Origin of the sequence: Pontibacterium sp. (assembly GCF_964228735.1) — a bacterium.
Classification (GTDB): domain Bacteria; phylum Pseudomonadota; class Gammaproteobacteria; order Pseudomonadales; family Balneatricaceae; genus Pontibacterium.
The window spans coordinates 17750-38852 of sequence record NZ_CAXRBQ010000099.1 but is presented as its reverse complement, the minus strand read 5'-3'; the positions used below and the strand labels follow the sequence as shown (position 1 = coordinate 38852).

Annotated in this window: 21 protein-coding genes and 1 other RNA gene; 13 read left to right on the top strand and 9 right to left on the bottom strand. The window is 57.5% G+C overall.

Features of this window, described 5'->3' with window-relative positions:
* Window positions 1-117 precede the first annotated feature (117 nt).
* From ACEQ15_RS11315 to hemC, 4 genes are read right to left on the bottom strand one after another with little or no spacing between them, the layout of a single operon-like run.
* The gene (locus tag ACEQ15_RS11315) at window positions 118-1374 is read right to left on the bottom strand and encodes a heme biosynthesis HemY N-terminal domain-containing protein (RefSeq protein ID WP_370279293.1); all 1257 of its coding nucleotides are present in this window, start codon (window positions 1372-1374) and stop codon (window positions 118-120) included.
* Window positions 1371-2663, bottom strand: coding sequence for a uroporphyrinogen-III C-methyltransferase (locus tag ACEQ15_RS11310; protein ID WP_370279292.1), 1293 nt, complete (start codon window positions 2661-2663; stop codon window positions 1371-1373). Before ACEQ15_RS11310 ends, ACEQ15_RS11315 begins: the two co-directional genes overlap by 4 nt.
* Entirely contained in the window at window positions 2660-3481 is an 822-nt protein-coding gene (locus ACEQ15_RS11305) for a uroporphyrinogen-III synthase (protein WP_370279291.1), read from the bottom strand. The genes ACEQ15_RS11310 and ACEQ15_RS11305 overlap by 4 nt, the downstream gene beginning before the upstream one ends.
* Window positions 3474-4415, bottom strand: coding sequence for a hydroxymethylbilane synthase (gene hemC / locus ACEQ15_RS11300; protein ID WP_370279290.1), 942 nt, complete (start codon window positions 4413-4415; stop codon window positions 3474-3476). Before hemC ends, ACEQ15_RS11305 begins: the two co-directional genes overlap by 8 nt.
* A 171-nt stretch (window positions 4416-4586) precedes the next feature.
* On the opposite strand from hemC, the gene argH reads away from it, so the two are divergent.
* The 3 genes from argH to ACEQ15_RS11285 all read left to right on the top strand — a co-directional run bounded on the left by argH (window position 4587) and on the right by ACEQ15_RS11285 (window position 8260).
* Complete coding sequence (argH, locus tag ACEQ15_RS11295) at window positions 4587-5984, top strand: argininosuccinate lyase (RefSeq protein ID WP_370279289.1); 1398 nt, start codon at window positions 4587-4589, stop codon at window positions 5982-5984.
* 149 nt (window positions 5985-6133) lie between these two features.
* Window positions 6134-6910, top strand: a complete 777-nt coding sequence (locus tag ACEQ15_RS11290; protein ID WP_370279288.1) for a biotin/lipoate A/B protein ligase family protein — start codon at window positions 6134-6136, stop codon at window positions 6908-6910.
* Between the two features lie 153 nt (window positions 6911-7063).
* On the top strand, window positions 7064-8260 hold the full coding sequence (locus tag ACEQ15_RS11285; protein WP_370279287.1) for a YbfB/YjiJ family MFS transporter: 1197 nt from the start codon (window positions 7064-7066) through the stop codon (window positions 8258-8260).
* Between the two features lie 82 nt (window positions 8261-8342).
* Here ACEQ15_RS11285 and ACEQ15_RS11280 read toward each other — a convergent pair whose 3' ends face one another.
* Complete coding sequence (locus ACEQ15_RS11280) at window positions 8343-8861, bottom strand: glycine cleavage system protein R (protein WP_370279285.1); 519 nt, start codon at window positions 8859-8861, stop codon at window positions 8343-8345.
* 483 nt (window positions 8862-9344) lie between these two features.
* Here ACEQ15_RS11280 and ACEQ15_RS11275 point away from each other — a divergent pair, with 483 nt between their 5' ends.
* Together ACEQ15_RS11275 and ACEQ15_RS11270 are read left to right on the top strand one after the other, a co-directional pair.
* Window positions 9345-10268: an AEC family transporter gene (locus tag ACEQ15_RS11275; protein ID WP_370279284.1), complete on the top strand. Its 924-nt coding sequence runs from the start codon at window positions 9345-9347 to the stop codon at window positions 10266-10268.
* 195 nt (window positions 10269-10463) lie between these two features.
* Window positions 10464-10586, top strand: coding sequence for a hypothetical protein (locus ACEQ15_RS11270; RefSeq protein WP_370279283.1), 123 nt, complete (start codon window positions 10464-10466; stop codon window positions 10584-10586).
* Between the two features lie 32 nt (window positions 10587-10618).
* Here ACEQ15_RS11270 and ACEQ15_RS11265 read toward each other — a convergent pair whose 3' ends face one another.
* From ACEQ15_RS11265 to ACEQ15_RS11250, 4 genes are all read right to left on the bottom strand, one after another.
* Window positions 10619-11209 carry a 5-formyltetrahydrofolate cyclo-ligase gene (locus ACEQ15_RS11265; protein WP_370279282.1) on the bottom strand — a complete coding sequence of 197 codons (591 nt, stop codon included), beginning with the start codon at window positions 11207-11209 and terminating at the stop codon, window positions 10619-10621.
* Between the two features lie 14 nt (window positions 11210-11223).
* Window positions 11224-11402, bottom strand: a non-coding RNA gene (gene ssrS, locus ACEQ15_RS11260) — 6S RNA.
* Window positions 11403-11518: 116 nt separating this feature from the next.
* The gene (locus tag ACEQ15_RS11255; protein WP_370279281.1) at window positions 11519-11836 is read right to left on the bottom strand and encodes a cell division protein ZapA; all 318 of its coding nucleotides are present in this window, start codon (window positions 11834-11836) and stop codon (window positions 11519-11521) included.
* Window positions 11833-12042, bottom strand: coding sequence for a TIGR02449 family protein (locus ACEQ15_RS11250; protein ID WP_370279280.1), 210 nt, complete (start codon window positions 12040-12042; stop codon window positions 11833-11835). The genes ACEQ15_RS11255 and ACEQ15_RS11250 overlap by 4 nt, the downstream gene beginning before the upstream one ends.
* 379 nt (window positions 12043-12421) lie before the next feature.
* Between ACEQ15_RS11250 and ACEQ15_RS11245 the strand changes: the two genes are divergently transcribed.
* The 8 genes from ACEQ15_RS11245 (at window position 12422) to ACEQ15_RS11210 (ending at window position 21026) form a co-directional block, all read left to right on the top strand.
* Complete coding sequence (locus tag ACEQ15_RS11245; protein ID WP_370279279.1) at window positions 12422-13021, top strand: UPF0149 family protein; 600 nt, start codon at window positions 12422-12424, stop codon at window positions 13019-13021.
* A gap of 2 nt (window positions 13022-13023) precedes the next feature.
* Window positions 13024-14343: a Xaa-Pro aminopeptidase gene (pepP, locus tag ACEQ15_RS11240; protein ID WP_370279278.1), complete on the top strand. Its 1320-nt coding sequence runs from the start codon at window positions 13024-13026 to the stop codon at window positions 14341-14343.
* 12 nt (window positions 14344-14355) lie between these two features.
* Window positions 14356-15603, top strand: coding sequence for a 2-octaprenyl-6-methoxyphenyl hydroxylase (gene ubiH, locus ACEQ15_RS11235; RefSeq protein WP_370279277.1), 1248 nt, complete (start codon window positions 14356-14358; stop codon window positions 15601-15603).
* A 34-nt stretch (window positions 15604-15637) separates the two neighbouring features.
* Entirely contained in the window at window positions 15638-16912 is a 1275-nt protein-coding gene (locus ACEQ15_RS11230; protein WP_370279276.1) for an FAD-dependent monooxygenase, read from the top strand.
* Window positions 16913-17121: 209 nt separating this feature from the next.
* On the top strand, window positions 17122-18228 hold the full coding sequence (gcvT, locus tag ACEQ15_RS11225; protein ID WP_370279275.1) for a glycine cleavage system aminomethyltransferase GcvT: 1107 nt from the start codon (window positions 17122-17124) through the stop codon (window positions 18226-18228).
* A 23-nt stretch (window positions 18229-18251) separates the two neighbouring features.
* Window positions 18252-18644, top strand: coding sequence for a glycine cleavage system protein GcvH (gcvH, locus tag ACEQ15_RS11220; RefSeq protein ID WP_370279274.1), 393 nt, complete (start codon window positions 18252-18254; stop codon window positions 18642-18644).
* Window positions 18645-18781: 137 nt separating this feature from the next.
* Window positions 18782-19978 (top strand): class I SAM-dependent rRNA methyltransferase, encoded by a 1197-nt coding sequence (locus tag ACEQ15_RS11215; RefSeq protein WP_370279273.1) that lies wholly within the window; start codon window positions 18782-18784, stop codon window positions 19976-19978.
* Between the two features lie 10 nt (window positions 19979-19988).
* Complete coding sequence (locus tag ACEQ15_RS11210) at window positions 19989-21026, top strand: NADP(H)-dependent aldo-keto reductase (RefSeq protein ID WP_370279272.1); 1038 nt, start codon at window positions 19989-19991, stop codon at window positions 21024-21026.
* Window positions 21027-21103 lie beyond the last annotated feature (77 nt).

Sequence of the window (21103 nt, the reverse complement as noted above, 5' to 3'; positions counted from 1 at the left end):
CTTGTTCTTTTAACATCAGACCAATAAAACAAAGCTCCGGTAAAAATACCAGAGCTTTGTCAGCAGTCTGAAGCCGATGGTTTCCCCATCGGCCTTTTGAGTATTACTAGCGATAGCTTAACCGGCTTTTGCCATCTCGGCTTCCGGCTGTGGCAGCTCCGGCAGGTCGTCGACAACCACCGCCAGGTTGTCCTGCATCAGGTCACGGGCTTTCTCGACTTCGCCCAAGTGACGCAGCAGGCGGCTCAGCTCGGCCAGGGTTTCCTGGCTAGGCTGGATAGCGAAGCTCTGCTCGAAGTAGCTCAGCGCCTGGCCCCACACCTGGTTGCGCAGGGAGAGGCGGCCCAGGGTCAGCAGCAGGTCCGGGCTGTCCGGGTGGTTCTTAACCCAGCCCTGTGCCACTTTCAGCTGTTTCTTCAGGTCCTGACCGACGATGCGGCCGTACAGATTCACCAGCTCTTCGTTCCACTGCTTGGCGATCATCTCGCGCAGCACCTGCTCAGCTTTCGGCTCAGCGTTGATGGAGATCAGCAGCTCGATGTAGCGGCGGATCAGGGCCGGTTCACCACTCAGATTCTGTGGCAGTTTCTGCCATGCCTGATCCAGCACGCTGTGGCGGCTTGCATTGTCGGTTTCAACCGGCAGCTGCTCCAGGCTGTGGTTCAGCAGGTTCATGTAAGTCTGACGTTCCAGCGCGACCAGCTTGTCATCACGCACCGCCTGGGACTTCTTCAGTTCCGGCAGCAGCTTGGCGATCGCATCCCAGTCCTGCAGGTTGGCGTAGACGTCTTTCAGCAGACGCATCACATAGGTGTTTTTTGGTGCCAGCTTGCGCAGCTTCAGCAGGTTAGCCAGGCAAGGCTCCAGCTGACCACGGGCCAGTTGGATCTGTGCCTGGGTGATACCCACTGCCACTTCAGCCTGCGGTGTCGCCACACGGGCTTTCTGCAGCAGCTCGTCGGCGGCCTTGTCGTCACCCTGTTCGTGTGCAGCACGGGCTGCAGCCAGGTAGTTGATCAGCGGTACTTCAGAACGCTCAGCGGCCTGGCCCAGCTGACGCTGTGCCTTCACCCAGTTACCTTCGGACAGGGCCATCAGGCCTTTCAGGGTCTTGCGCTGGGACACACTGTGGTTGCGACGGTCGCGCCAGTTACGCAGGCGTTGTACCGGCATCATGGCGTTGGTCAGGATGTTCAGCAGCCAGTGCGCCAGCAGGAACCCCAGCACGCCGATTACCAGCATAACCCAGAGGCTGGTTTCGATGGTGGTCTGGTTGAACGCGATCAGGACATAGCCTGGATCCTGCACCATGAGTTGGCCGATCCATGCCCCTGCGGCAAGAAGGACCAGTAGCAGAACAAAGAGCTTCTTCATGCTTTAGCCCCCTCTTCCTTCAGCTTGGCCATGCGCTTCAGGTAAGCCTTTAGCTCACGCAGGGAACCGGAGATGTCCGGTACTTCCGGAGACACCTGTACCGCTTTCAGCTCTTCCAGGCCGCGTACGATGGACTGGGTGGTGGCGTCTTTCTTGTCGAAGAATTCGCCTGCCCATTCCTGAGCTTTTGCCAGGCTGTTGTCGTAAGCGCCCTGTTCGCGCTGCAGCAGTGCCATCTGAGCCTGTTCCAGCATCAGGTTCAGGTTCTGTTTCAGGTAGAAGGTCTCTTTTGGTGACAGCAAAGGTTCGATCTTCTCGTCACGCTGCTGAATGACCACCAGAGAGCTCAGCTTATCCAGCGCCTTGTTCCAGTTCTCTTTGATACCCGCAGTCCAGCTTTCGCTGACAGTATCCGGGGTGATCTCTTTCAGCAGTTCAGGCAGCTCACGCTTGTCGGCGATCGGGATCAGGCGCAGGTTGTCTACCTGGTCATTCATGGCGCCCAGCTTCAGGAAGACACCTTCGGTATCTACAACCGGTACGGCTTCCAGCGCGGCAATATCCGCTGCAACCGCTTTACGCACCTCGTAGATGGTGACGTCGTCGGTCTCTTTCAGCAGTTTATCTGCGGATTTCAGCAGGGTCAGGGCACCGTCGGAGGTTTTCTCCATCAGTACGCGCTGGTTCGCCAGACGTAGCAGGTATTCAACTTCAGCCAGCAGCCATTCGGTGCTGGTGTCCTGCTGCTTGGCGTTGATCTGTTCCATGCTGCGGGTCAGGCGCAGGTGCAGCTCTTCCACGCCGATCTTGTCGGCAGCGGCCTGAGTGCGCACGTCTTCCAGGCGACGGCCCAGATCGGCAATCGCACGATTGGTTTCGTTGCTGTTGGCTTTCAGGTTGTTCTGTACTTCCTGTGCCATGCTGTTACGCAGCTGCTGGTTGGCCTGAGTCTGTTGCAGGGTCAGCCAGTACAGGTAACCGGAGGCACCCAGTGCGGCAATGGATAGCGCGAGGGCCACTTTGCCCGGCCAGGTTGCACCCTGCTTCTGCTCTTTACTTTCCTCGGCTGCCGGAGTTACCGCGTCGGCAGTTGTTTCGCTGTCAGCTGCTTCGGCGCTGGCCGCTTCAGCTGGGGTGGCCTCTTCCTTGGCATCTACTTCTTTAGCGTCGGTAGCAGAGGTCTCAGCTGAGTCTACAGTCTCTTTATCGGAGTCTTTCACCAGTTCACCTTCAATAACATCGTTGTCTGGAGTGTTATCTTGCTGCTGATTCTTATCTTTTTCGCTCATTTGTCGCTTTCCGCATCGGTTGCAGGCAGCAGGGCGTTGATCATCGCCTGATCGTCCGCACCTGCAGCAGTCGTAATCCTTTTAAATCCGGCCAGTCTGGCTTGCTGCGCAATCCGCTCACTGGGCACAACCAGTGGGCAGTTGAGCAGGTTTGTCAGAGCAAACTGCTGCCGGCTGCCTGGGGCAAGCAGTAGCAGGTTATCCAAACCTTCACCGCTGGTGACCAGCAACGCATCGGGACGCTGCTGGTGCAAAGTTTCCTCTATATCGCTGTCACTGTACACAGGACAGACGCGTTGATACAGGTCGGCATAGTCGACCTGGGCGCCACGCTCGCGCAGTGTATCGGCCAGTTTCTCCCGGCCGCCCTGGCCGCGCACGATCAGCACGCGTTGGTCTCTGACCTGTTGCAGGGCCGGAGATTCCAACAGGGCTTCCGAATCGTAACCCAACGGGTTGCTTTCGGCATCTATACCATAGTCCGCCAATACTGCCGCCGTTTTCCTGCCGATGGCCAGCCAGTTGACCTTGATAGGTAGTTGGGGCCAGTAGTCGTCGATCAATTCTGCACCAAAACGGGCAGCGTTGGCGCTGATAAATATCACGTGCTGATAAAGATCGAGATCGAGAATGCGACCTTTGGCATGATGAAATTCGACGGCGGGGGAGGAGAAGGGGCGGATCTCAAGCAGCGGCAGGGCAACGGGTGTGGCGCCGAGCGCGCTCAGCCCGTTGATCTGCTTAGCTGCCTGGTGAGCAGGGCGGGTGACCAGCACCCGTTTGCCCTGCAGTGTAGTTGGGTGGAGCGTGTCAGTCATTGTTGTCGCTGTAGACTGCTTTCAGTATTTCTTCTGCACCGGCTTCCAGCAGGCGTTCAGCCAGTTCAATACCCAGTGCTTCGCAATTCTCAGGAGAACCGGTGATCTCGTCACGCAGCACCTTGCTGCCGTCCGGACGGGCAACCAGGCCACGCAGGAAAAGTTCGGAGTTGTCATCGTTCAGCACTGCGTAGCAGCCGATTGGTACCTGGCAGCCTCCCTCCAGACGACGGTTCATGGCTCGCTCGGCCAGTACACGCCAAGCGGTTTCCTGGTGGTGCAGCGGCTGCAGCAGTTCGATGGTTTCGGCGTCGTCTATACGGCACTCGATACCCACCGCACCCTGCCCGCCTGCTGGTAGGCTGTCTTCCGGGGTGATTTCGTGGGCGATGCGATCGGCCAGTTCCAAACGCAGCAGACCGGCGGTAGCCAGAATGATGGCGTCATAGTCACCGGCGTCCAGTTTGCCCAGACGGGTCTGCACGTTACCACGCAGCCACTTGATCTCCAGGTCCGGGCGGCGCTCGCGCAGCTGTGCTTCACGACGTAGGGAGGAGGTGCCCACGACTGCACCGGCTGGCAGGTCGTCCAGGTGTTTGTAGGTGTTGGAGACAAAGGCGTCGGTTGGACGCTCACGCGGACAGATCACGCTGAGGCCCAGACCCGCCGGGAACTCCATCGGTACGTCTTTCATCGAGTGCACGGCTATGTCGGCACGGTCTTCCAGCAGGGCAGTTTCCAGCTCTTTTACAAACAGGCCTTTACCGCCCACTTTCGCCAGTGGGGTATCCAGGATCTTGTCGCCGCGCGATACCATCGGCACCAGCTCTACAGTCAGGTCCGGGTGGTGTTTCTCAAGTTCCGCTTTGACGTATTCCGCCTGCCAGAGAGCCAGCAGACTTTTTCGGGTGGCGATTCGGAGGGTTTTGCTCATCTTCAGATCCTGTTAAACCCACAGACGGGTTGTGGAAAACTTTCTGTTGGCCCGATTGTAACAGATAGAGAGAGGGGCGATGAGGGCTAAGCATGATATAATGTGCGGCAAATTTTTTAGTCGGCAGCCGCTCTGAGCTGGAGCAAGGCTGCAAGATTTGAGGTTTACCGCATGAGTGAGAAAACTAACCAGCAGTGGGGTGGTCGTTTTAACGAGCCAACCGATGCTTTTGTTGCCCGTTTTACCGCGTCCGTAGAGTTCGACCAGCGTATGTATCTGCAGGATATCCGCGGTTCCATCGCCCATGCGAAGATGCTGACGAAAGCCGGAGTCCTGACCGAGGAAGAGCGCGACGATATCATCCGTGGTCTGGGCGAGATCCGCATCGAGATCGAACGCGGTGAGTTCGAATGGTCCGTGGCACTGGAAGACGTGCACATGAACATCGAAGCGGCGCTGACCAAGAAGATCGGTATCACCGGTAAGAAACTGCATACCGGCCGTTCCCGTAACGACCAGGTCGCGACCGACATTCGTCTCTACCTGCGTGACGAGATCGACCTGATCCTGTCAGAAATGACCCGCCTGCAGCAGGGCCTGCTGGGTATCGCCAACCGCGAAGCCGACACCATCATGCCGGGCTTCACCCATCTGCAGACTGCACAGCCGGTTACCTTTGGTCACCACCTGATGGCATGGTTCGAGATGCTGAGCCGTGACTACGGCCGTTTCGAAGATTGCCGTGAGCGTGCCAACATCATGCCACTGGGTGCTGCAGCACTGGCGGGTACGACCTACCCGATCGAACGTGATATGACCTGCGAGCTGCTGGAGTTCAGCGCACCGGCGGAAAACTCCCTGGATGCCGTATCCGACCGTGACTTCGCGATCGAATTCTGTGCCGCGTCCAGCATCCTGCTGATGCACCTGACTCGTATGTCTGAAGAGCTGGTACTGTGGACCTCCGCCCAGTTCGACTTCATCAACCTGCCAGACCGCTTCTGCACCGGTTCCTCCATCATGCCGCAGAAGAAAAACCCGGACGTGCCGGAGCTGGTACGTGGTAAGTCCGGCCGTGTTTACGGTCACCTGATGAGCCTGCTGACCCTGATGAAGTCTCAGCCGCTGGCGTACAACAAGGACAACCAGGAAGACAAAGAGCCGCTGTTCGACGCGATCGACACCGTTAAAGGTTGTCTGCGTGCGTTTGCCGACATGGTGCCGGCGCTGGAGTCCAAGAAAGAGAACATGCGCGAAGCTGCACTGCGTGGTTTCTCCACTGCGACCGACCTGGCCGACTACCTGGTGCGCAAGGGTGTGCCGTTCCGTGATGCACACGAGATCGTGGGTAAATCCGTAGCCTACGGTATCGAAGAGGGTAAAGACCTGGGTGAGATGACCCTGGACGAGCTGGCACAGTTCTCCGACGTAATCACCACGGATGTATTCGACGTACTGACCCTGGAAGGTTCCGTAGCCGCACGTAACCACATCGGTGGTACCGCGCCGGATCAGGTGCGTGCTGCTGTAGTACGTGGCGAGAAGAAGCTGGCTGAACGCCAGGCGTAATCACCGCATCTTACTGACTGCAACGGGGTGGCCATCGGTCACCCCGTTTTTGTTTGTCCCTACCTGTCAGCGGTACTTTCTCCTTTCTTCATCTGCTAGCCTTAGGGCTTCTACCTGTTATTGCCCGTTTTTGCCGGAGTCTTCCTGTTATGGCCGAACACCTCGCGATCTTTGACGCATACCCTCGCTGGCGCCTGATCAACGAACCGATCTCGGATGATCCGTTGGTCGGTTTGCAGCGGGATACGGCGTTGCTGAAAGAGGTGGCGGCAGGCAAGCGTGGCGCCACGGCCCGTATCTGGGAGAACCCGCATAGTCTGGTGGTGACCCGCCGCGAGACCCGTTTCCCCACCTTCAAGGATGCGCAGGATCAGCTGGGTGCAGAGGGCTGGCCAGTGCTGGTACGGGAGAGCGGCGGTACCGCTGTGCCACACGAAGCGGGAATTGTGCATTTCAGCCTGATGTTCCTGCAAGACAAGTTGTTCCAGTTCAGTATGGATACGGTCTACGAAGCACTGTGCGAACCACTGCAGATGGCGCTAACATCGCTGGGACTGGAATCCGGTTACGGAGAGGTAAAAGGCTCCTACTGTGACGGCAAGTACAACCTGGTGGTGGACGGTCTGAAGATTACCGGCACGGCACAGCGGATTATCGGCGCGAAGAAATCCGAGGATGGTGTGCAGCGCTCGGCGGTATTGGCGCAGTCGATGCTGATGGTGGAGAGCGATCCGATTGCTGGTACCGACGTGGTGAACCGTTTCTACCAACTGGCAGGCAGTGATCGGGTGTTTGATCCGCTGGTGTCCACCAGTGTGCAGCAGCGCATGGGTGAGCGTGCGGCGGATATGGCACCGGGCGAGCTGACCGTGCTGGTGCGTGAACGTCTGGCTGAGGCGTTTACCCAACTCACCACGGCGGAATAACCCCCGACTGTTTCTCCGACTGCCAGGCTCGAAGCCTGCAGTTCTGGCAACGATTCTGATTTTGAGAATGTTTGCTTCTTTATAATTCGTTTGTTGTGAGGTGTTGGCCGTTCTAGTCTGGACAGCACCTGAATTACAGACGAGAGCCCAATCATGTCTCAGGCAATGGATCGCTACAAAGTGCTGGCGGCGGGTGTGCTATGCATGATCGTCACCATCGGTATTGCCCGTTTCTCTTACACCTCTTTGCTGCCGATTATGCAGGCGGAAACCTGGCTGGATGATGCCGCCGGGGGCTGGCTGGCCGCGTTTAACTATATGGGCTACATGGCCGGGGCGCTGCTGGCGGCCTCGGTGAGCAGTTTGCGGACCAAGGACCGCCTGTACCGCCTCTATCTGGTATTGGCAGTGGTGACCACGTTTGCCATGGCCTACACCGACAACATGATGCTCTGGGCGATCCTGCGTTTTATCTCCGGAATCAGCAGCTCAGGGGGGATGTTGATCGCCTCCGGTCTGATCCTCAACTGGCTGATCCGTCACCACTACCGGGGTGAGCTGGGTATCCACTTTGCCGGGGCAGGGCTAGGCATTATCTTCGCCGCAGCGGTGGTGGAGGTGCTGGTGCATCTGGCGCAGAGCTGGAATCTGCAATGGCTCTGGTTTGCCCTGTTTGCGCTGGTGTTGAGCATTCCTGCCTGGTTGTGGATGCCGCAGCCGGATACCCGCCCGGTGACGGTGGGGGGCGATCAACTGGTGGACCGTCCGCCAAGCCGCTTGTTTATGTCGATCATGCTGATCGCTTATTTCTGTGCCGGCTACGGTTACGTGATCAGCGCCACCTTTATCGTGGATATCGTGGAGGGGCAGGAGCCACTCAAAGGGCTGGGGCAGTGGGTGTTCATGCTGATTGGCCTGGCGGTGATGCCCGCAGCGATTATCTGGGACCGGATCGCCCGTGCGCTGGGTTACCTGCGGGCACTGATGCTGGCGTACGGTATCCAGGTGATCGGCATTGTGCTGCCCGCGCTGACCGATACGGTGGCTGGGGCGCTGCTTAGTGCACTGTTCTACGGTGGGACCTTTATTGGTTGCGTCAGCCTGGTGTTGACCATGGCGGGGCGTTTCTACCCGACCAAACCAGCCAAGCTGATGGGCAAGATGACCCTGGCATATGGTGTGGCGCAGATTGTCGCTCCGGCACTGACCGGCATGTTGGCGCGGGAGAATGGCAACTACGATCTGGGGTTGTTCCTGGCCGGGGGCTTTATCGCCTTTGGCACGGTGTTGATCGGAGTGCTGTATCAGCTGGAAAAACGTGAGCAGAACCTAGTGGAGCAGCCGGCGTAATCACCAAGCTGAATCAAAACAGCAGACACAAAAAAGCCGCATCGGGTAACCCATGCGGCTTTTCTATTAACTGACTGCAGAATCAGTTGTTGAGGGTGATATCCACCATCAGGTCGCTGGCGATGCCTTCCAGTGCGTCCTGCAGATCGTCCAGATCGGCGTCGGCAGATGCAGACAGGTCAGCGCTGGCTTTGAACAGCAACTCGGCAGACATGGAGCCGGAAACCAGCTCGGTGCTGAGGCGCTCAACATTGATCTGGCGCTTAGCCAGAGCCTGGGAAATTTCGCGAACGATGCCAGGCTTGTCGTGACCAACCAGCTCCAGGGTAAAGCTCTGACCTGCTTCCTGTGCGGCGTCGGCAGAACGCTCAACAACCACTTTCAGACCGCATTGTGCTTCCAGCTTGTCCAGTGCTGCGGTGAGGGCTTCTGCCTGCTCGGCAGGGACTTCAGTGATCAGGATGCCGGCAAATTTGCCAGCCAGACGGGACATGCCGGACTCGAGCCAGTTGCCCTGATGATCGGCAATGGTTTGTGCTAGCAGTTCAACCAAACCTGGTTTGTCCGGACCGATGACGGTAAGTACCAATGATGTCATCATGAGTGTGCTCCTGTGTTATGTCGGCCGTTGTCCCCACGGGCCTTTTTGGTAATTGTTTTCGGAACCTTCGAATAAGTCGTGTAGGCACTCTGGCGTTCGGGATGGTTCACAATCAAGGAAGGGCTGCGCAACAATATCTGGATATTGGAAGCAGCCATGACACCGAGTGTGGATCATCCCGAACGCCCCGCAGGGCAAGACCTGCAAACTGCATCTGCGGTGTTGCTGTTCTTGCCAAGGGCTACGGCCATTCACTGCGAACAGCGCCTTGCATCTGCAGCTTGCAGGTCTTGCAGAGCACTAACAGGACTTTTTCGCAGGTTCCCTAGCACTATAACACTCCCGCGCCGCAACAGAAGTGCCCTTAGAAAATTTCTGATGAGAATCTTTTTTCAGATCCGCCGGGCTGATGATATGCAGTCATACGGACGCATTTGCCGGTCTGTCCACCTGCACAGGCACTGAAAAAACAAGGAGAAGGATTTGGTTGAGATCATTCAGGCCCTCTGGCCGGTGTTTGCGCTGATCATGCTGGGTTATCTGGCCCGTCGCGCGGATTTTCCTGGCGCGGCATTCTGGCCATTATTGGAGCGGTTGGTCTACTTCGTGTTGTTCCCTGTATTGCTGGTGGACCGGTTGGCGCAGGCAGATATGCGTGGGGTGCAGCTGGAGTGGGTGCTATTGGCGGTTTTGTTGCTGGTGGCAGTAGGCAGTGTGCTCTGTTACCTCGTCCGCCCCCGGCTAAAGCTATCCGGGCCTGAGTTTACCTCCCTGTATCAGGGTGGGGTGCGCTTTAACACCTATCTGGGCTTGGCGGCCACGGCCGCACTGCTGGGAGATCAGGCGATGGCCTATGCCGCGGTGATTATTGCGTTGCTTATCCCCACTCTGAATGTTACCTGTGTGCTGGTGTTCTCACTGCATACCGGTGGGCGCTTCCAACCCGGCAGGCTTATGAAGAATCTGCTGGTGAATCCACTGATCATCGCCTGTTTGTTGGGCTTGCTGTTGAACCTGTCGGGCATCGGACTGCCCCCGCCGGTGGCGTCGGTGACTGAGCTGCTCAGTCGTACGGCACTGCCGTTGGGATTGCTGGCGGTTGGCGCTGGCCTGAGTTTTAAGGTGTTGCTGGACAGTCGTTTGGCCATGCTGACCTCGGCCGGGATCAAATTGGTGCTGATGCCCCTCGTTGGCTGGGGGATTGCGCTGCTGTTGGGATTCGAGCCGTTGCTGATGCAGGTGTTTGTACTGTTTGCGGCTCTGCCAACGGCAACATCTGCCTATATTCTGGCCCGCCAACTAGGTGGGGATCATGCTGCGATGGCGGCCATGATTACCGGGCAGACGTTGATATCTGTCATCACTTTGCCGATTGCGCTGCAAATTGCGTTGAACTTTTCAGGATAGTGCTGTCACATAGCCATCGACTTGATGGCATGATCGAAGCAGTTGTTAAACTTTATCTGAATCTGGTCGATAAAATTCTTGAATAGGAAGGGAAAAGGGGTTGAATGTTTCGGTTATGTTGGCACAATGCTGCCAGCTATCCAAAACTCCCGATTAAAACCTTTGTTTGACTGCATTACTGGAAAGTAGAGAACGATGAAGAAAGGCCCAGATTTAGTAGCAGTACTGGTTTTGTTTTTTGTTGTAGGAACCCTGATGACCGGCATCTCCCACGCAGTTGATATGCCGTCGATTGTTGGCACAGTGGCCGGTAACTAAGACCGGCCTCACCAGCAACCTGTTACCGGGTATCACTCCCCCATGTAACAGTCTTCGTCAGTGATAATCCCCGCCAGTGGAATGTCCCAGCTTTCCACCGGTAAGCGCTCCACGCGCTGCAGCTCATGCGCCAGGCCGACCAGTTTCGGGCCCTGGATGTTCTGTCTCCGGCTTTTGAAACTGAAGGTCCGGTCATAATAACCACCCCCCATCCCCATGCGATTACCATCCGCGTCAAAGGCAACCAGCGGCAGCAGTACCATGTCCAGCGCCCAAGGCGGACGACGTGGTGATTTCAGCAGCGGCGGCTCTTCGATGTTGTAGATGTTGCGCACCAGCTTGGTGGAGCGGTCGAACGGCACAAACCAGAGGCGGTTGTGCAGGATCGGGTGCAGTACCGGCAGGTAGGTTTTTTTCCCCATCTTCCAGCAGCTTTCCAGCAGTGGACGTGGATCGATCTCGCCATCATTGGGTAGGTAGAGTGCAATATGGCGGGCACGGATAAATTCCGGGCGACGACAGATCTGCGCATGCAGTCGCTTGGCGGCTTTGATTTGCTGCGGTTTGGTAAGTGCGCGCCGTTTGCGGCGGATCTCCTGGCGGAGTTGCTGACGTGGATTCATAGGGTGTGGTGAGAGGGCTCCCCGGGGTGCCGGTGCGGTACTGGCCCTGAACCCGAAGGTTCAAGGTGGCGGCTTAAGAAACATATTAGGCTTTCCGCAAATCGGACATGCACATCAATGCTTACGTTAAGCCTCCGGAGGTGTGCTTATCGGCTCGAGGGACGTTACCAACTGTCGAACACCTCAGGGAGTTAGTCTCATTATACTCGTCTGGATTTGTAAGTCAGGTCTTGAAATAAAACTTTGTTGTGCTAGGCATCGCCTCTAACTGATTGTAATTAGGCGATTTTTTGTGCAATTGAAATCTTTTCAATCAGTCTCTTCCGGTTCGCGGCGTTTAGCACTGCCCAGAGCGTTGTCGATCTTCAGGCACAATTGCTGCACATCCGCATTCAGATCGCCGGACTGTTCACGACGCTCTTTGATCAGCTCGTGGCTGATGTTCAGCGCAGCCATTACTGCAATCCGCTCCAGGCCGATCAGTTTGCCGGTGCGACGAATATCCGCCATCTTCTCATCCAGATAACGGGCGGCGGCTTCCAGCTCAGCGCGGGCTTCCGGCGGGCAGTTGACGGTAAACTCTTTTTCCAGCAGTCGGATCGATACCGTTTGAGGTTCCTGGCTCATGCACTTTGCTCCAATGCTTTAAGGCGCTGAATCATCGCTTCAACTTTCTGGCGTGTCTGGTCGTTCAGCTGGATCAGCTGCATACGCTCCTGCTTCAGCTCCTGTTCCTGCTGGCGCAAGCGCTGATTATCCTGCTCCAGACGCTCGCAATAGGCGAGAAGCTGATCAATTTTCTGTTCCAGTATAGTTAAATGCTGTGCGCTCATCGTATTTCCCGGACTGCCCGGGCCTTTTATGCGGCCCAATCTGACGGACTATAAAGACCCCCCGCCGGAGGGTCAATGCCGGTCCGTGGCTCCGGGGGGTAAGGGAACCTGCAAATAAGTCCGAGACTTTCTCTGCGGTCGATAAAACAGCTTATACCCAGAGGACACACTGATGCGCCAAAGAAAGGCCGTGCAGTGGAATAACGAGTCCTTTCCAAACTGTCTGACAAAGTAGAAAGCTGTTTTTGCGCCCGTCCTTAGGGCTATTCAGAGGCGCTTCGGACTTGTTCGCAGTTACCGAAGTGCTAGGATTAGCACAGAATCGTTAATCCCCCGTGTCGTGGGGCCACTTCAATCCTGGTTTTTAAGTCCAATATTCATGTCATCTGAAACTCATGCTCAGCCGGAACTGCCGGATTTTGATCTGATCGCTAATCTGATGGTCGCCGAAGGCGTACACGTTGTATCTCCGTCCGAACTGCACGGCCTATTCAGCGGCCACCTGGCCGCGGGTGCACGTCTGGAGCCAGCGGTCCTGCTGCAGGGCGCGTGCGACCTGATGGATATCGAAGCGCTCAAACATGAAAACAGTAAGGTTCTGCTGCTGGATCTGTATCAGCAGTCGCTGGCGATGCTGGAAGCACCGGAGCTGATCTTCGAACTCTGTGTGGCAGATGAGGATCAGAGCCTGGCGCAGCGTGCCGAATCGCTGGGGCAGTGGTGTCAGGGATTCCTGAGCGGCTTTGGCCTGTACGGTAAGCACACCGACAAAACGCTGTCCCGCGAAGCGAAAGAAGCACTGGCCGATCTCAACCAGATCGCCCAGGTTGTCGCGGGCGTGGAAGAGGATGACGGCAGCGAAAACGACCTGATGGAAGTGGAAGAGTATGTTCGTATGGTGGTGTTGATGCTGTTTGCCGAGTGCAACAAGGCAGAACCACCCGCCGATAACAACAGCCCCCAGACTACAGTGCACTGATTATGAAAAGCCTGCTCGCTCAGTCCGTCTTTGCCGAACGACGTCAGCGCCTGATGGCGCAGATGAAGCCGCACAGCATTGCGATCATTCCGTCCGCACAACTGGCGCCGCGTAACCGCGATGTGGATTATGCCTTCCGTCAGGACAGTGATTTCTACTACCTGACCGGTTTTGATGAGCCGGATGCGGTGATGGTGCTGATCCCGGGCCGGGAAGAGGGCGAGTATGTGGTTTTCTGCCAGGATCGCGATCCCGAGATGGAGATCTGGCACGGTTACCGAGCCGGTCCCGAAGGGCTGAAGAGTGAGTACTGCGCTGACCAGGCACATCCCAACGGTTTGATCGATAACGAGATGCCCTCCCTGCTGGATGGTTGCGAGCGTATCTATTACGCCATCGGATGTGACGAGAGTCTGGATGCGCAGGTGCGTGGCTGGCTGAACGCAATCCGTGCTCATGCCCGTCAGGGTGCGGTACCACCTACCGAGATGGTGATGCTGGATCATCTGCTGCACGAGATGCGTCTGTTCAAGTCTGAAGACGAAGCCGAACTGATGCGTCAGGCCGGTGAGATCTCCGCGCAGGGCCACGTACGGGCGATGCAGGTGTGCAAGCCGGGCATGACTGAATACCAACTGGAAGCGGAGATCACCCATCACTTTGCGGTGAATCGCTGCCGCCAGGCCGCGTATCCCTCCATTGTAGGTGGCGGCGACAACGCCTGCGTGCTGCACTACACCGAAAATGCCGAGGTGCTGAACGACGGCGACCTGGTGCTGATCGACGCCGGTTGCGAGCTGGATTATTACGCCGGTGATATCACCCGTACCTTCCCGGTGAACGGTAAATTCAGCGAGGAGCAGAAAGCCCTGTACCAGCTGGTGTTGGATACCCAGGAAGCCTGTATCGAGCTGGTTAAGCCGGGTACCCCGTGGAACGAGGTGCATGACCTGTCGGTAGAGATCATCACCCGTGGCCTGGTGGAGCTGGGCCTGCTGAAAGGGGATGTGGAAGAGCTGGTTGAGAACGGCGCCTACCGCGAATTCTATATGCACCGGGTTGGCCACTGGTTGGGCATGGATGTGCATGATGTGGGTGACTACAAGGTGGACGGCAAATGGCGTCTGCTGGAACCGGGCATGGTGATGACTGTGGAGCCGGGCATCTATGTCTCTCCGTTTAATGACAAGGTTGAGGAGCGCTGGCGTGGTATCGGCATCCGCATCGAGGACGACGTGCTGGTGACAGAGGCGGGGCATGAAGTCCTGACCGCGTCTGTACCGAAGCGGGTCGATGAGATCGAAGCGTTGATGGCGGGTTGAGCCGGTTTAAAGATGAAACAGCATTACGACATTGTGATTGTAGGTGGCGGTATGGTCGGCGCGAGCCTGGCCTGTGCACTGCTGCCCGCCAGTGAAAAGCTGGATCTGAATATCGCCGTGATCGAAGCCTTCCCCCTGCCGGAAGCAAACGATCTGGTTTACCAGCCAAGTTACGACTCCCGCGCGACCGCGCTGGCCTACGGTGCCCGCACCATCTACGAACTGATGGGTATCTGGGATACGTTGCGCCAGCACCTGAGCCCGATCGAACATATCCACGTCTCTGACCGGGGCCGTTTCGGTGCCACCCGTCTGCATGCCGAAGATGAGCATGTGGCTGCGCTGGGGTATGTGGTGGAGAACCACTGGCTGGGCCGTGTCCTGTTGGACCGCCTGCAGCAACCGGATGCCGGTCGAGTCGACTTTATCTGTCCGGCAGAAGTGACCGATATTGTGCCGGGCGCTGAACAGATGGGGCTGAGCGTCAAGCTTGATGAGCAGGTACACGACCTGACCGCGGAGCTGGTGGTGATGGCCGACGGTGGCCGCTCCGAGCTGCGCGAGCGCATGGGGATCGGTTATACACAGGAGGCCTACGGTCAGCACGCGGTGATCGCCAATATCAGCCCGGACCGCCCCCACGAAGGGATCGCCTACGAGCGTTTTACCGACTCCGGTCCCATGGCGCTGTTGCCGTTGGAAGATGAGGGTGGTCGACACCGCTGTGGTCTGGTCTGGACTGTGCCGGATGAGATGGCGGACGAGATCCTGGGGCTGGACGATGCTGAATTTATCGAGCGGGTGCACGAGCGCTTTGGCTATCGTGCCGGCTGTTTTGTGCACGTGGGTGAGCGTCATGCCTATCCGCTGAAACTGTCGATTGCCGATGAGCAGGTACGTGCCGGCCTGGCGGTGCTGGGCAACGCGGCGCACGCATTGCATCCAATTGCCGGACAGGGCTACAACCTGGCGCTACGTGGTGTAGTGGCGCTGGCCGATCAGATCATCAGCGCCCGTAAACAGGGTATCTCGGTGGGTGATCTGGGTGTGCTGCAGACGTTTTATGAGCAGCAGCGCTATGACCAGCAGCGTACTATCGGTCTCAGTGACCGGGTGATGAAGTTGTTCTCCAACAACAATCCGCTGTTCGCCTTTGGTCGCGACCTGGGGCTGCAGATGCTGGATGTGTGTCCACCGGCGAAAACCGTATTTGCCCGTGGTGCGATGGGGCTGGATATACCCGCGCCGGATCTGAAGTAAACGAATAAACCGAATATTGAGTGAAGAGTAAGTGATGAGCGCAGCAGAACAGGTGGATATCGTCATTGTAGGCGCAGGGATGGTCGGTGTGACACTTGCCACGGCCCTCGCACCCTCAGGGCTTAATATCTGGTTGCTGGAGCAGCGTGACGGCGATCCTGCCGGGTATCCGGACGTGGTACGCATGCAGCAGGCGCAGGGATACGACCCGCGTGTCAGCGCGCTGACCTGCGCATCACAGCAGATCCTTGCCTCGGTCGGGGCCTGGTCCAAAATGCAGGACTACCGCGTCTGCCCTTACACCCATATGGACGTATGGGACGGTGAAGGTACCGGTCATATCCATTTCTCCGCCAACGAACTGCACGAACCTTGTTTGGGCCACATTGTTGAGAACCGCGTCACCCTGGCGGCGCTGTACGAAGCGATGGTTGAGTGTGACAACCTGCACTTCCAGTCCGGTGTGGCGGTGAAGCAGCTGTCCGAGCCGGATATGGCGGCAGGTGGTCAACGTACGCTGGAGCTAAGCGACGGCCGTAAAGTGCAGGCCCCACTGGTGGTTGCGGCGGACGGTGCATTGTCCCGCACCCGGCAGATGGCGGCGATTCCGATGATGGAGTGGGACTACGGCCACCATGCCATCGTCACCACCATCCGCACTGAAAACTCCCATGAAGCTACGGCGTGGCAGCGTTTCACCGAGGATGGCCCGCTGGCGATCCTGCCACTGCACGCCGATGACGATGACCACACCAGTTCCATTGTCTGGTCCACCTCGCCGGATCACGCCAAAGCACTGATGGAGCTGGATGACGAGGCCTTTTGTGGCGAGCTGGCGCGCACCTTCGAACACCGCCTGGGCGCGGTGGAGTGGGTGGATAGCCGTCATGTGTTCCCGCTCCGGCAGCGTCATGCCAAGTACTACGTGCGCGACGGCTTTGCCGCCATCGGTGATGCGGCGCATACCATCCATCCGCTGGCCGGGCAGGGAGTAAACCTGGGGCTGCTGGATGCAGCCGCGTTGGCCGAAGTGCTGCTGGATGCCGCTGAGCGTGGTGAAGCCTATGGCAGCGAAACCGTGTTGCGTCGTTTCCAGCGTGCCCGTCAGAGCGACAACCTGCAGATGTCGGCGGCAATGGAGGGCTTTAAGCGCCTGTTCAACAGCGAGCAGCCAGCCCTGCGCCTGATGCGCAACATGGGCATGAACCTGTTGGATAAGGTTGGCCCGGTGAAAAACCATATCGTGATGGATGCGATGGGCTTGCGGGGTAATTTGCCACGTCTTGCTCAGCGACCAATCCGCACCTGATCCAGTCTGCTATTCGGGCGAGGGGGAAATGCCGCAAACCCTCGCCAATCCTGGCCTCTAAAGCCCGTCATCTGAGACAATTGTCTACCCCGGTTACGCGATCAAAGATTGATCTGATCGCCAAATGCCGATAAATTGTCATCCCTTTTCTTTTTGTTTTTGCGACAGCTGTTCGGGTCGCCCAGTGTATACAGAATAAGAGTTTCGTTATGGGCAATAAAACCGCGCTTCACCAGGCACATGTGGATATGGGTGCCAAAGTTGTTGATTTCGGTGGCTGGGATATGCCACTTCACTATGGCTCGCAGATGGAGGAACACAACACCGTTCGAACTGCTGCGGGTATGTTTGATGTGTCCCATATGACGGTCGTGGATGTGACCGGTGCAGATGCCAAAGAGTATCTGCGTTATCTGCTGGCCAACGATGTGGCCAAGCTGCAGGAGAAAGGCAAAGCGCTGTACTCCGGCATGCTGAACGAAGACGGCGGCGTGAAGGACGATCTGATCGTTTACCTGATGACCGATCCGGGTGTATCCAGCGAATGGTTCCGTGTCGTGGTAAACTGCGCCACCCGTAAGAAAGACCTGGACTGGATGGCAGAGCAGAAAGCCAAGTTTGACGATGTAGCGCTGACCGAACAGCCGGAACTGGCGATGGTCGCGGTGCAGGGGCCAAAAGCCCTGGAGCTGGCGAAAGTGGCGGTGAATGAATCCCGCGCTAAACTGATCGACAGTCTCAGTGTTTTTCAGGGGGTTGAGTCTGAGGGCTGGTTTATCGCCCGCACCGGTTACACCGGTGAAGACGGCCTGGAAGTGATGGTACCGGAAGATGAGGTCGCCGATTTCTGGCAGGCGCTGTCCGATGCCGGTGTCGAGCCGTGTGGCCTGGGCGCGCGTGATACCCTGCGTCTGGAAGCGGGTATGAACCTGTACGGCAATGAGATGGATGAAAGTATCAATCCGTTGCAGGCAAACATGGCCTGGACCATCGCCTGGGAACCGGAGACCCGTGACTTTATCGGTCGCAGCGCGCTGGAAGCGGCCAAGCAGGCCGGAATCGAGCAGAAGCTGGTAGGGCTGGTGCTGGAAGGGCGTGGTGTGCTGCGGGCGCACCAGAAAGTAATTATCGACGGTGTGGGTGAAGGTGAAATTACCAGCGGTAGTTTCTCGCCGACACTGGGGCATTCGGTTGCGATGGCGCGTGTACCTGCCGCCACCGGTGACAGTGCCGATGTAGAGATGCGTGGCAAACGGGTGCCGGTGAAAGTCGGTCGCCCGGTGTTCGTACGAAACGGCAAGAAAGTCTTTTCTTAAAATTGAGCGTAGGGGACGCTGGAATGAGTAACAATCCATCCGATCTGAAATATGTAGCGAGTCACGAGTGGATCCGCGTTGAGGGTGATGGCACCGTAACTATCGGTGTAACCGATCACGCACAGGAACTGCTGGGTGATGTTGTGTTTGTTGAGCTGCCGGAAGTCGGCGCTGAGCTGGCAAATGGTGATGATGCGGGTGTAGTGGAGTCTGTAAAGGCCGCTTCCGATATCTACGCGCCACTGTCCGGTGAAGTTGTGGCAGTGAACGAAGAGCTGGAAGATGCACCAGAGACCGTGAACAGCGATCCTTACGGTGACGGCTGGTTCTTCAAGCTGAAGCTGACCGACGAATCAGAGCTGGAAAGCCTGCTGAGCGCGGACGCGTACGCAGAGCACTGCGAATCTGAATCCTGATTGAACGTAGCGTATCTGTGGATGCGCTGATCTACCTATCCCGGCAGCGGGCCTGCCAGCTGGATTTTCGTTTTTGAGCCGAGAATTCACTGGTTTGCTCCTGAGCCGGGATTGTTGTTTAAGCCGGACGGAAATTGATGTCACTGCAAACCCTTAAACTTCGCGACGGCGCTGACCGTCGTCTCCGGGGTGGTCACCTCTGGATCTACTCGAATGAAGTGGATACCGCGGCCACGCCGCTGAAAAACTTCGCGGCAGGCGAACAGGTGGTTGTGGAAAACAACCGCGGTAAAGCGTTGGGTATCGCCTACTTAAACCCGAACACCCTGATCTGCGGTCGTATCGTCAGCCGTGATCTGAAACACGTGCTGGACCGTTCCCTGCTGGTGCACCGGCTGAACGTGGCGCTCTCCCTGCGTGAAGCCTGCTTTGACGCACCGTGCTATCGCCTGGTGTACGGCGACAGTGACGGCCTGCCGGGCCTGGTGATCGACCGTTTCTACGATACCTTCGTGGTACAGGTCTCTACCGCCGGTATGGAAGCGGTGCTGGAGGACATTATCGATGCGCTGCACAAGGTGTTCCGCCCGAAAGCGATCCTGCTGCGTAACGACGGCAAGATGCGTGATATGGAAGGCCTGGAGACCTACACGGAGATCGTTCACGGTGAGCTGCCGGACCTGTGCCCGCTGGAAGAGAACGGTGTACAGCTGCTGGCGCCGTTGCAGAAAGGCCAGAAGACCGGTTGGTTCTACGACCACCGCGCCAACCGTGCCGAGATGCAGAAGCATGTGAAAGGTAAGCGTGTGCTGGACCTGTTCAGCTACGTGGGTGGCTGGGGTGCACAGGCGCTGGCAGCCGGTGCCGAGCAGGTGGTGTGTGTGGATGCGTCCCACTACGCGCTGGAAGTGGCTGCCGAGAACGCCCGTATCAACGGGGCGGAAGAGCGCTTCGAGGGTTACCACGGCGATGCCTTTGATATCTGTAAGGGCATGATCGCCGAGAAGGAGCGCTTTGACGTGGTCATCGTGGATCCGCCGGCGTTTATCGCCAAGAAAAAGGATATCCGCAACGGCGAACGTGCCTACTCCCGTATGAACAACTTTGCCATGCGCCTGCTGAACAAGGGTGGTGTGCTGGTCTCCGCGTCCTGCTCTATGCACCTGGAGTACAGCCGCCTGATGGACATTATCCGTTCCAACAGCCGCGAACTGGACCGCAGTGCACAGGTATTCCATCAGGGCCACCAGGGTGCCGATCACCCGCTGCACCCGGCAATTCCGGAAACCGACTACCTGAAAGCCTACTTCGCACGCATCCTGCCAGCGAGCTGAGGAGACCACCATGAAATACAACACGCTGGGCAATACGGATATTAACGTCAGCCTGATCTGCCTGGGCACCATGACCTACGGCAGCGATCACAGCGAGGCTGAAGCCCACGAGCAGATGGATTACGCCCTGGCGCAGGGGGTGAACTTCTTTGACGGAGCGGAGATGTATCCGATCCCGACCTCGCCTGAGTATCAGGGGCGTAATGAAGAGATCATCGGTAGCTGGCTTAAAAAGCGTGGCAACCGGGATCAGGTGGTTGTGGCAACCAAAGTGGCGGCCCCCGCGGATATGGTGAGTTACCTGCGTCCGAATATGGCGCTGGATCGCAAGAATATCCGTGAAGCGGTAACCGGCAGCCTCAAGCGTTTGCAGACCGATTACATCGATCTTTACCAATTGCACTGGCCGGAGTGTGCCACCAACTTCTTTGGCCAACTCAACTATGTGCACAAGCCGGAGCACGACGGTACGCCGATCCTGGAAACCCTTGAAGCGCTGGCGGAGCTGGTGGACGAGGGCTTGGTGCGTCACATCGGCCTCTCCAACGAGAGTGCCTGGGGCACCATGAAGTTCCTGCAGCTGGCAGAACAGCACCAGTTGCCGAAAGTGGTGTCGGTGCAGAACCCGTACAACTTTCTCAACCGCACGTCGGAAGTGGGGCTGGCTGAGGTGCTGCACCGGGAGAATGTCTCTCTGTTGCCATACTCGCCGCTGGCCTTTGGTGTACTGAGCGGTAAATACATCGGTGGCGCCCGTCCAGACGGTGCCCGTATCACCAAGTACCCGATGTACGGCCGCTACTTCACCGAGCAGGGGCAGAAAGCGGTCGAGGCCTACACTGCCCTGGCGCAGAAACACGGTATCGATCCATGCACTATGGCACTGGCCTGGGTGAACAGCCGTCCGTTTGTGGGCTCCAATATCATTGGCGCCAGCAATATGGATCAGCTGAAAGCCAATATCGCCTCGGCGGAGGTAGCGCTCTCTGATGAGTTGCTGGCCGAGATCGAAGCGATCAACGTGCTGTATCCAAATCCGTGCCCTTAAGCAGAGTGGCAGGCTGTGGATAAAATGAACCCCGCTTTATAGCGGGGTTTGTTTTTGGGGCAGGGTGAGGGGTATCG

Excerpts from the sequence above, each read along its gene's own strand:
- ACEQ15_RS11285 (WP_370279287.1), top strand. The coding sequence starts at position 7,064 with ATGTCTCAGGCAATGGATCGCTACAAAGTGCTGGCGGCGGGTGTGCTA.
- ACEQ15_RS11215 (WP_370279273.1), top strand. The coding sequence starts at position 18,782 with ATGTCACTGCAAACCCTTAAACTTCGCGACGGCGCTGACCGTCGTCTC.
- ACEQ15_RS11250 (WP_370279280.1), bottom strand. The coding sequence starts at position 12,042 with ATGAGCGCACAGCATTTAACTATACTGGAACAGAAAATTGATCAGCTT.
- ACEQ15_RS11280 (WP_370279285.1), bottom strand. The coding sequence starts at position 8,861 with ATGATGACATCATTGGTACTTACCGTCATCGGTCCGGACAAACCAGGT.
- pepP (WP_370279278.1), top strand. The coding sequence starts at position 13,024 with ATGAAAAGCCTGCTCGCTCAGTCCGTCTTTGCCGAACGACGTCAGCGC.
- ACEQ15_RS11210 (WP_370279272.1), top strand. The coding sequence starts at position 19,989 with ATGAAATACAACACGCTGGGCAATACGGATATTAACGTCAGCCTGATC.
- gcvT (WP_370279275.1), top strand. The coding sequence starts at position 17,122 with ATGGGCAATAAAACCGCGCTTCACCAGGCACATGTGGATATGGGTGCC.
- hemC (WP_370279290.1), bottom strand. The coding sequence starts at position 4,415 with ATGAGCAAAACCCTCCGAATCGCCACCCGAAAAAGTCTGCTGGCTCTC.
- ubiH (WP_370279277.1), top strand. The coding sequence starts at position 14,356 with ATGAAACAGCATTACGACATTGTGATTGTAGGTGGCGGTATGGTCGGC.
- ACEQ15_RS11265 (WP_370279282.1), bottom strand. The coding sequence starts at position 11,209 with ATGAATCCACGTCAGCAACTCCGCCAGGAGATCCGCCGCAAACGGCGC.
- argH (WP_370279289.1), top strand. The coding sequence starts at position 4,587 with ATGAGTGAGAAAACTAACCAGCAGTGGGGTGGTCGTTTTAACGAGCCA.
- ACEQ15_RS11245 (WP_370279279.1), top strand. The coding sequence starts at position 12,422 with ATGTCATCTGAAACTCATGCTCAGCCGGAACTGCCGGATTTTGATCTG.
- ACEQ15_RS11290 (WP_370279288.1), top strand. The coding sequence starts at position 6,134 with ATGGCCGAACACCTCGCGATCTTTGACGCATACCCTCGCTGGCGCCTG.
- ACEQ15_RS11310 (WP_370279292.1), bottom strand. The coding sequence starts at position 2,663 with ATGAGCGAAAAAGATAAGAATCAGCAGCAAGATAACACTCCAGACAAC.
- ACEQ15_RS11270 (WP_370279283.1), top strand. The coding sequence starts at position 10,464 with ATGAAGAAAGGCCCAGATTTAGTAGCAGTACTGGTTTTGTTTTTTGTT.
- gcvH (WP_370279274.1), top strand. The coding sequence starts at position 18,252 with ATGAGTAACAATCCATCCGATCTGAAATATGTAGCGAGTCACGAGTGG.
- ACEQ15_RS11230 (WP_370279276.1), top strand. The coding sequence starts at position 15,638 with ATGAGCGCAGCAGAACAGGTGGATATCGTCATTGTAGGCGCAGGGATG.
- ACEQ15_RS11255 (WP_370279281.1), bottom strand. The coding sequence starts at position 11,836 with ATGAGCCAGGAACCTCAAACGGTATCGATCCGACTGCTGGAAAAAGAG.
- ACEQ15_RS11305 (WP_370279291.1), bottom strand. The coding sequence starts at position 3,481 with ATGACTGACACGCTCCACCCAACTACACTGCAGGGCAAACGGGTGCTG.
- ACEQ15_RS11315 (WP_370279293.1), bottom strand. The coding sequence starts at position 1,374 with ATGAAGAAGCTCTTTGTTCTGCTACTGGTCCTTCTTGCCGCAGGGGCA.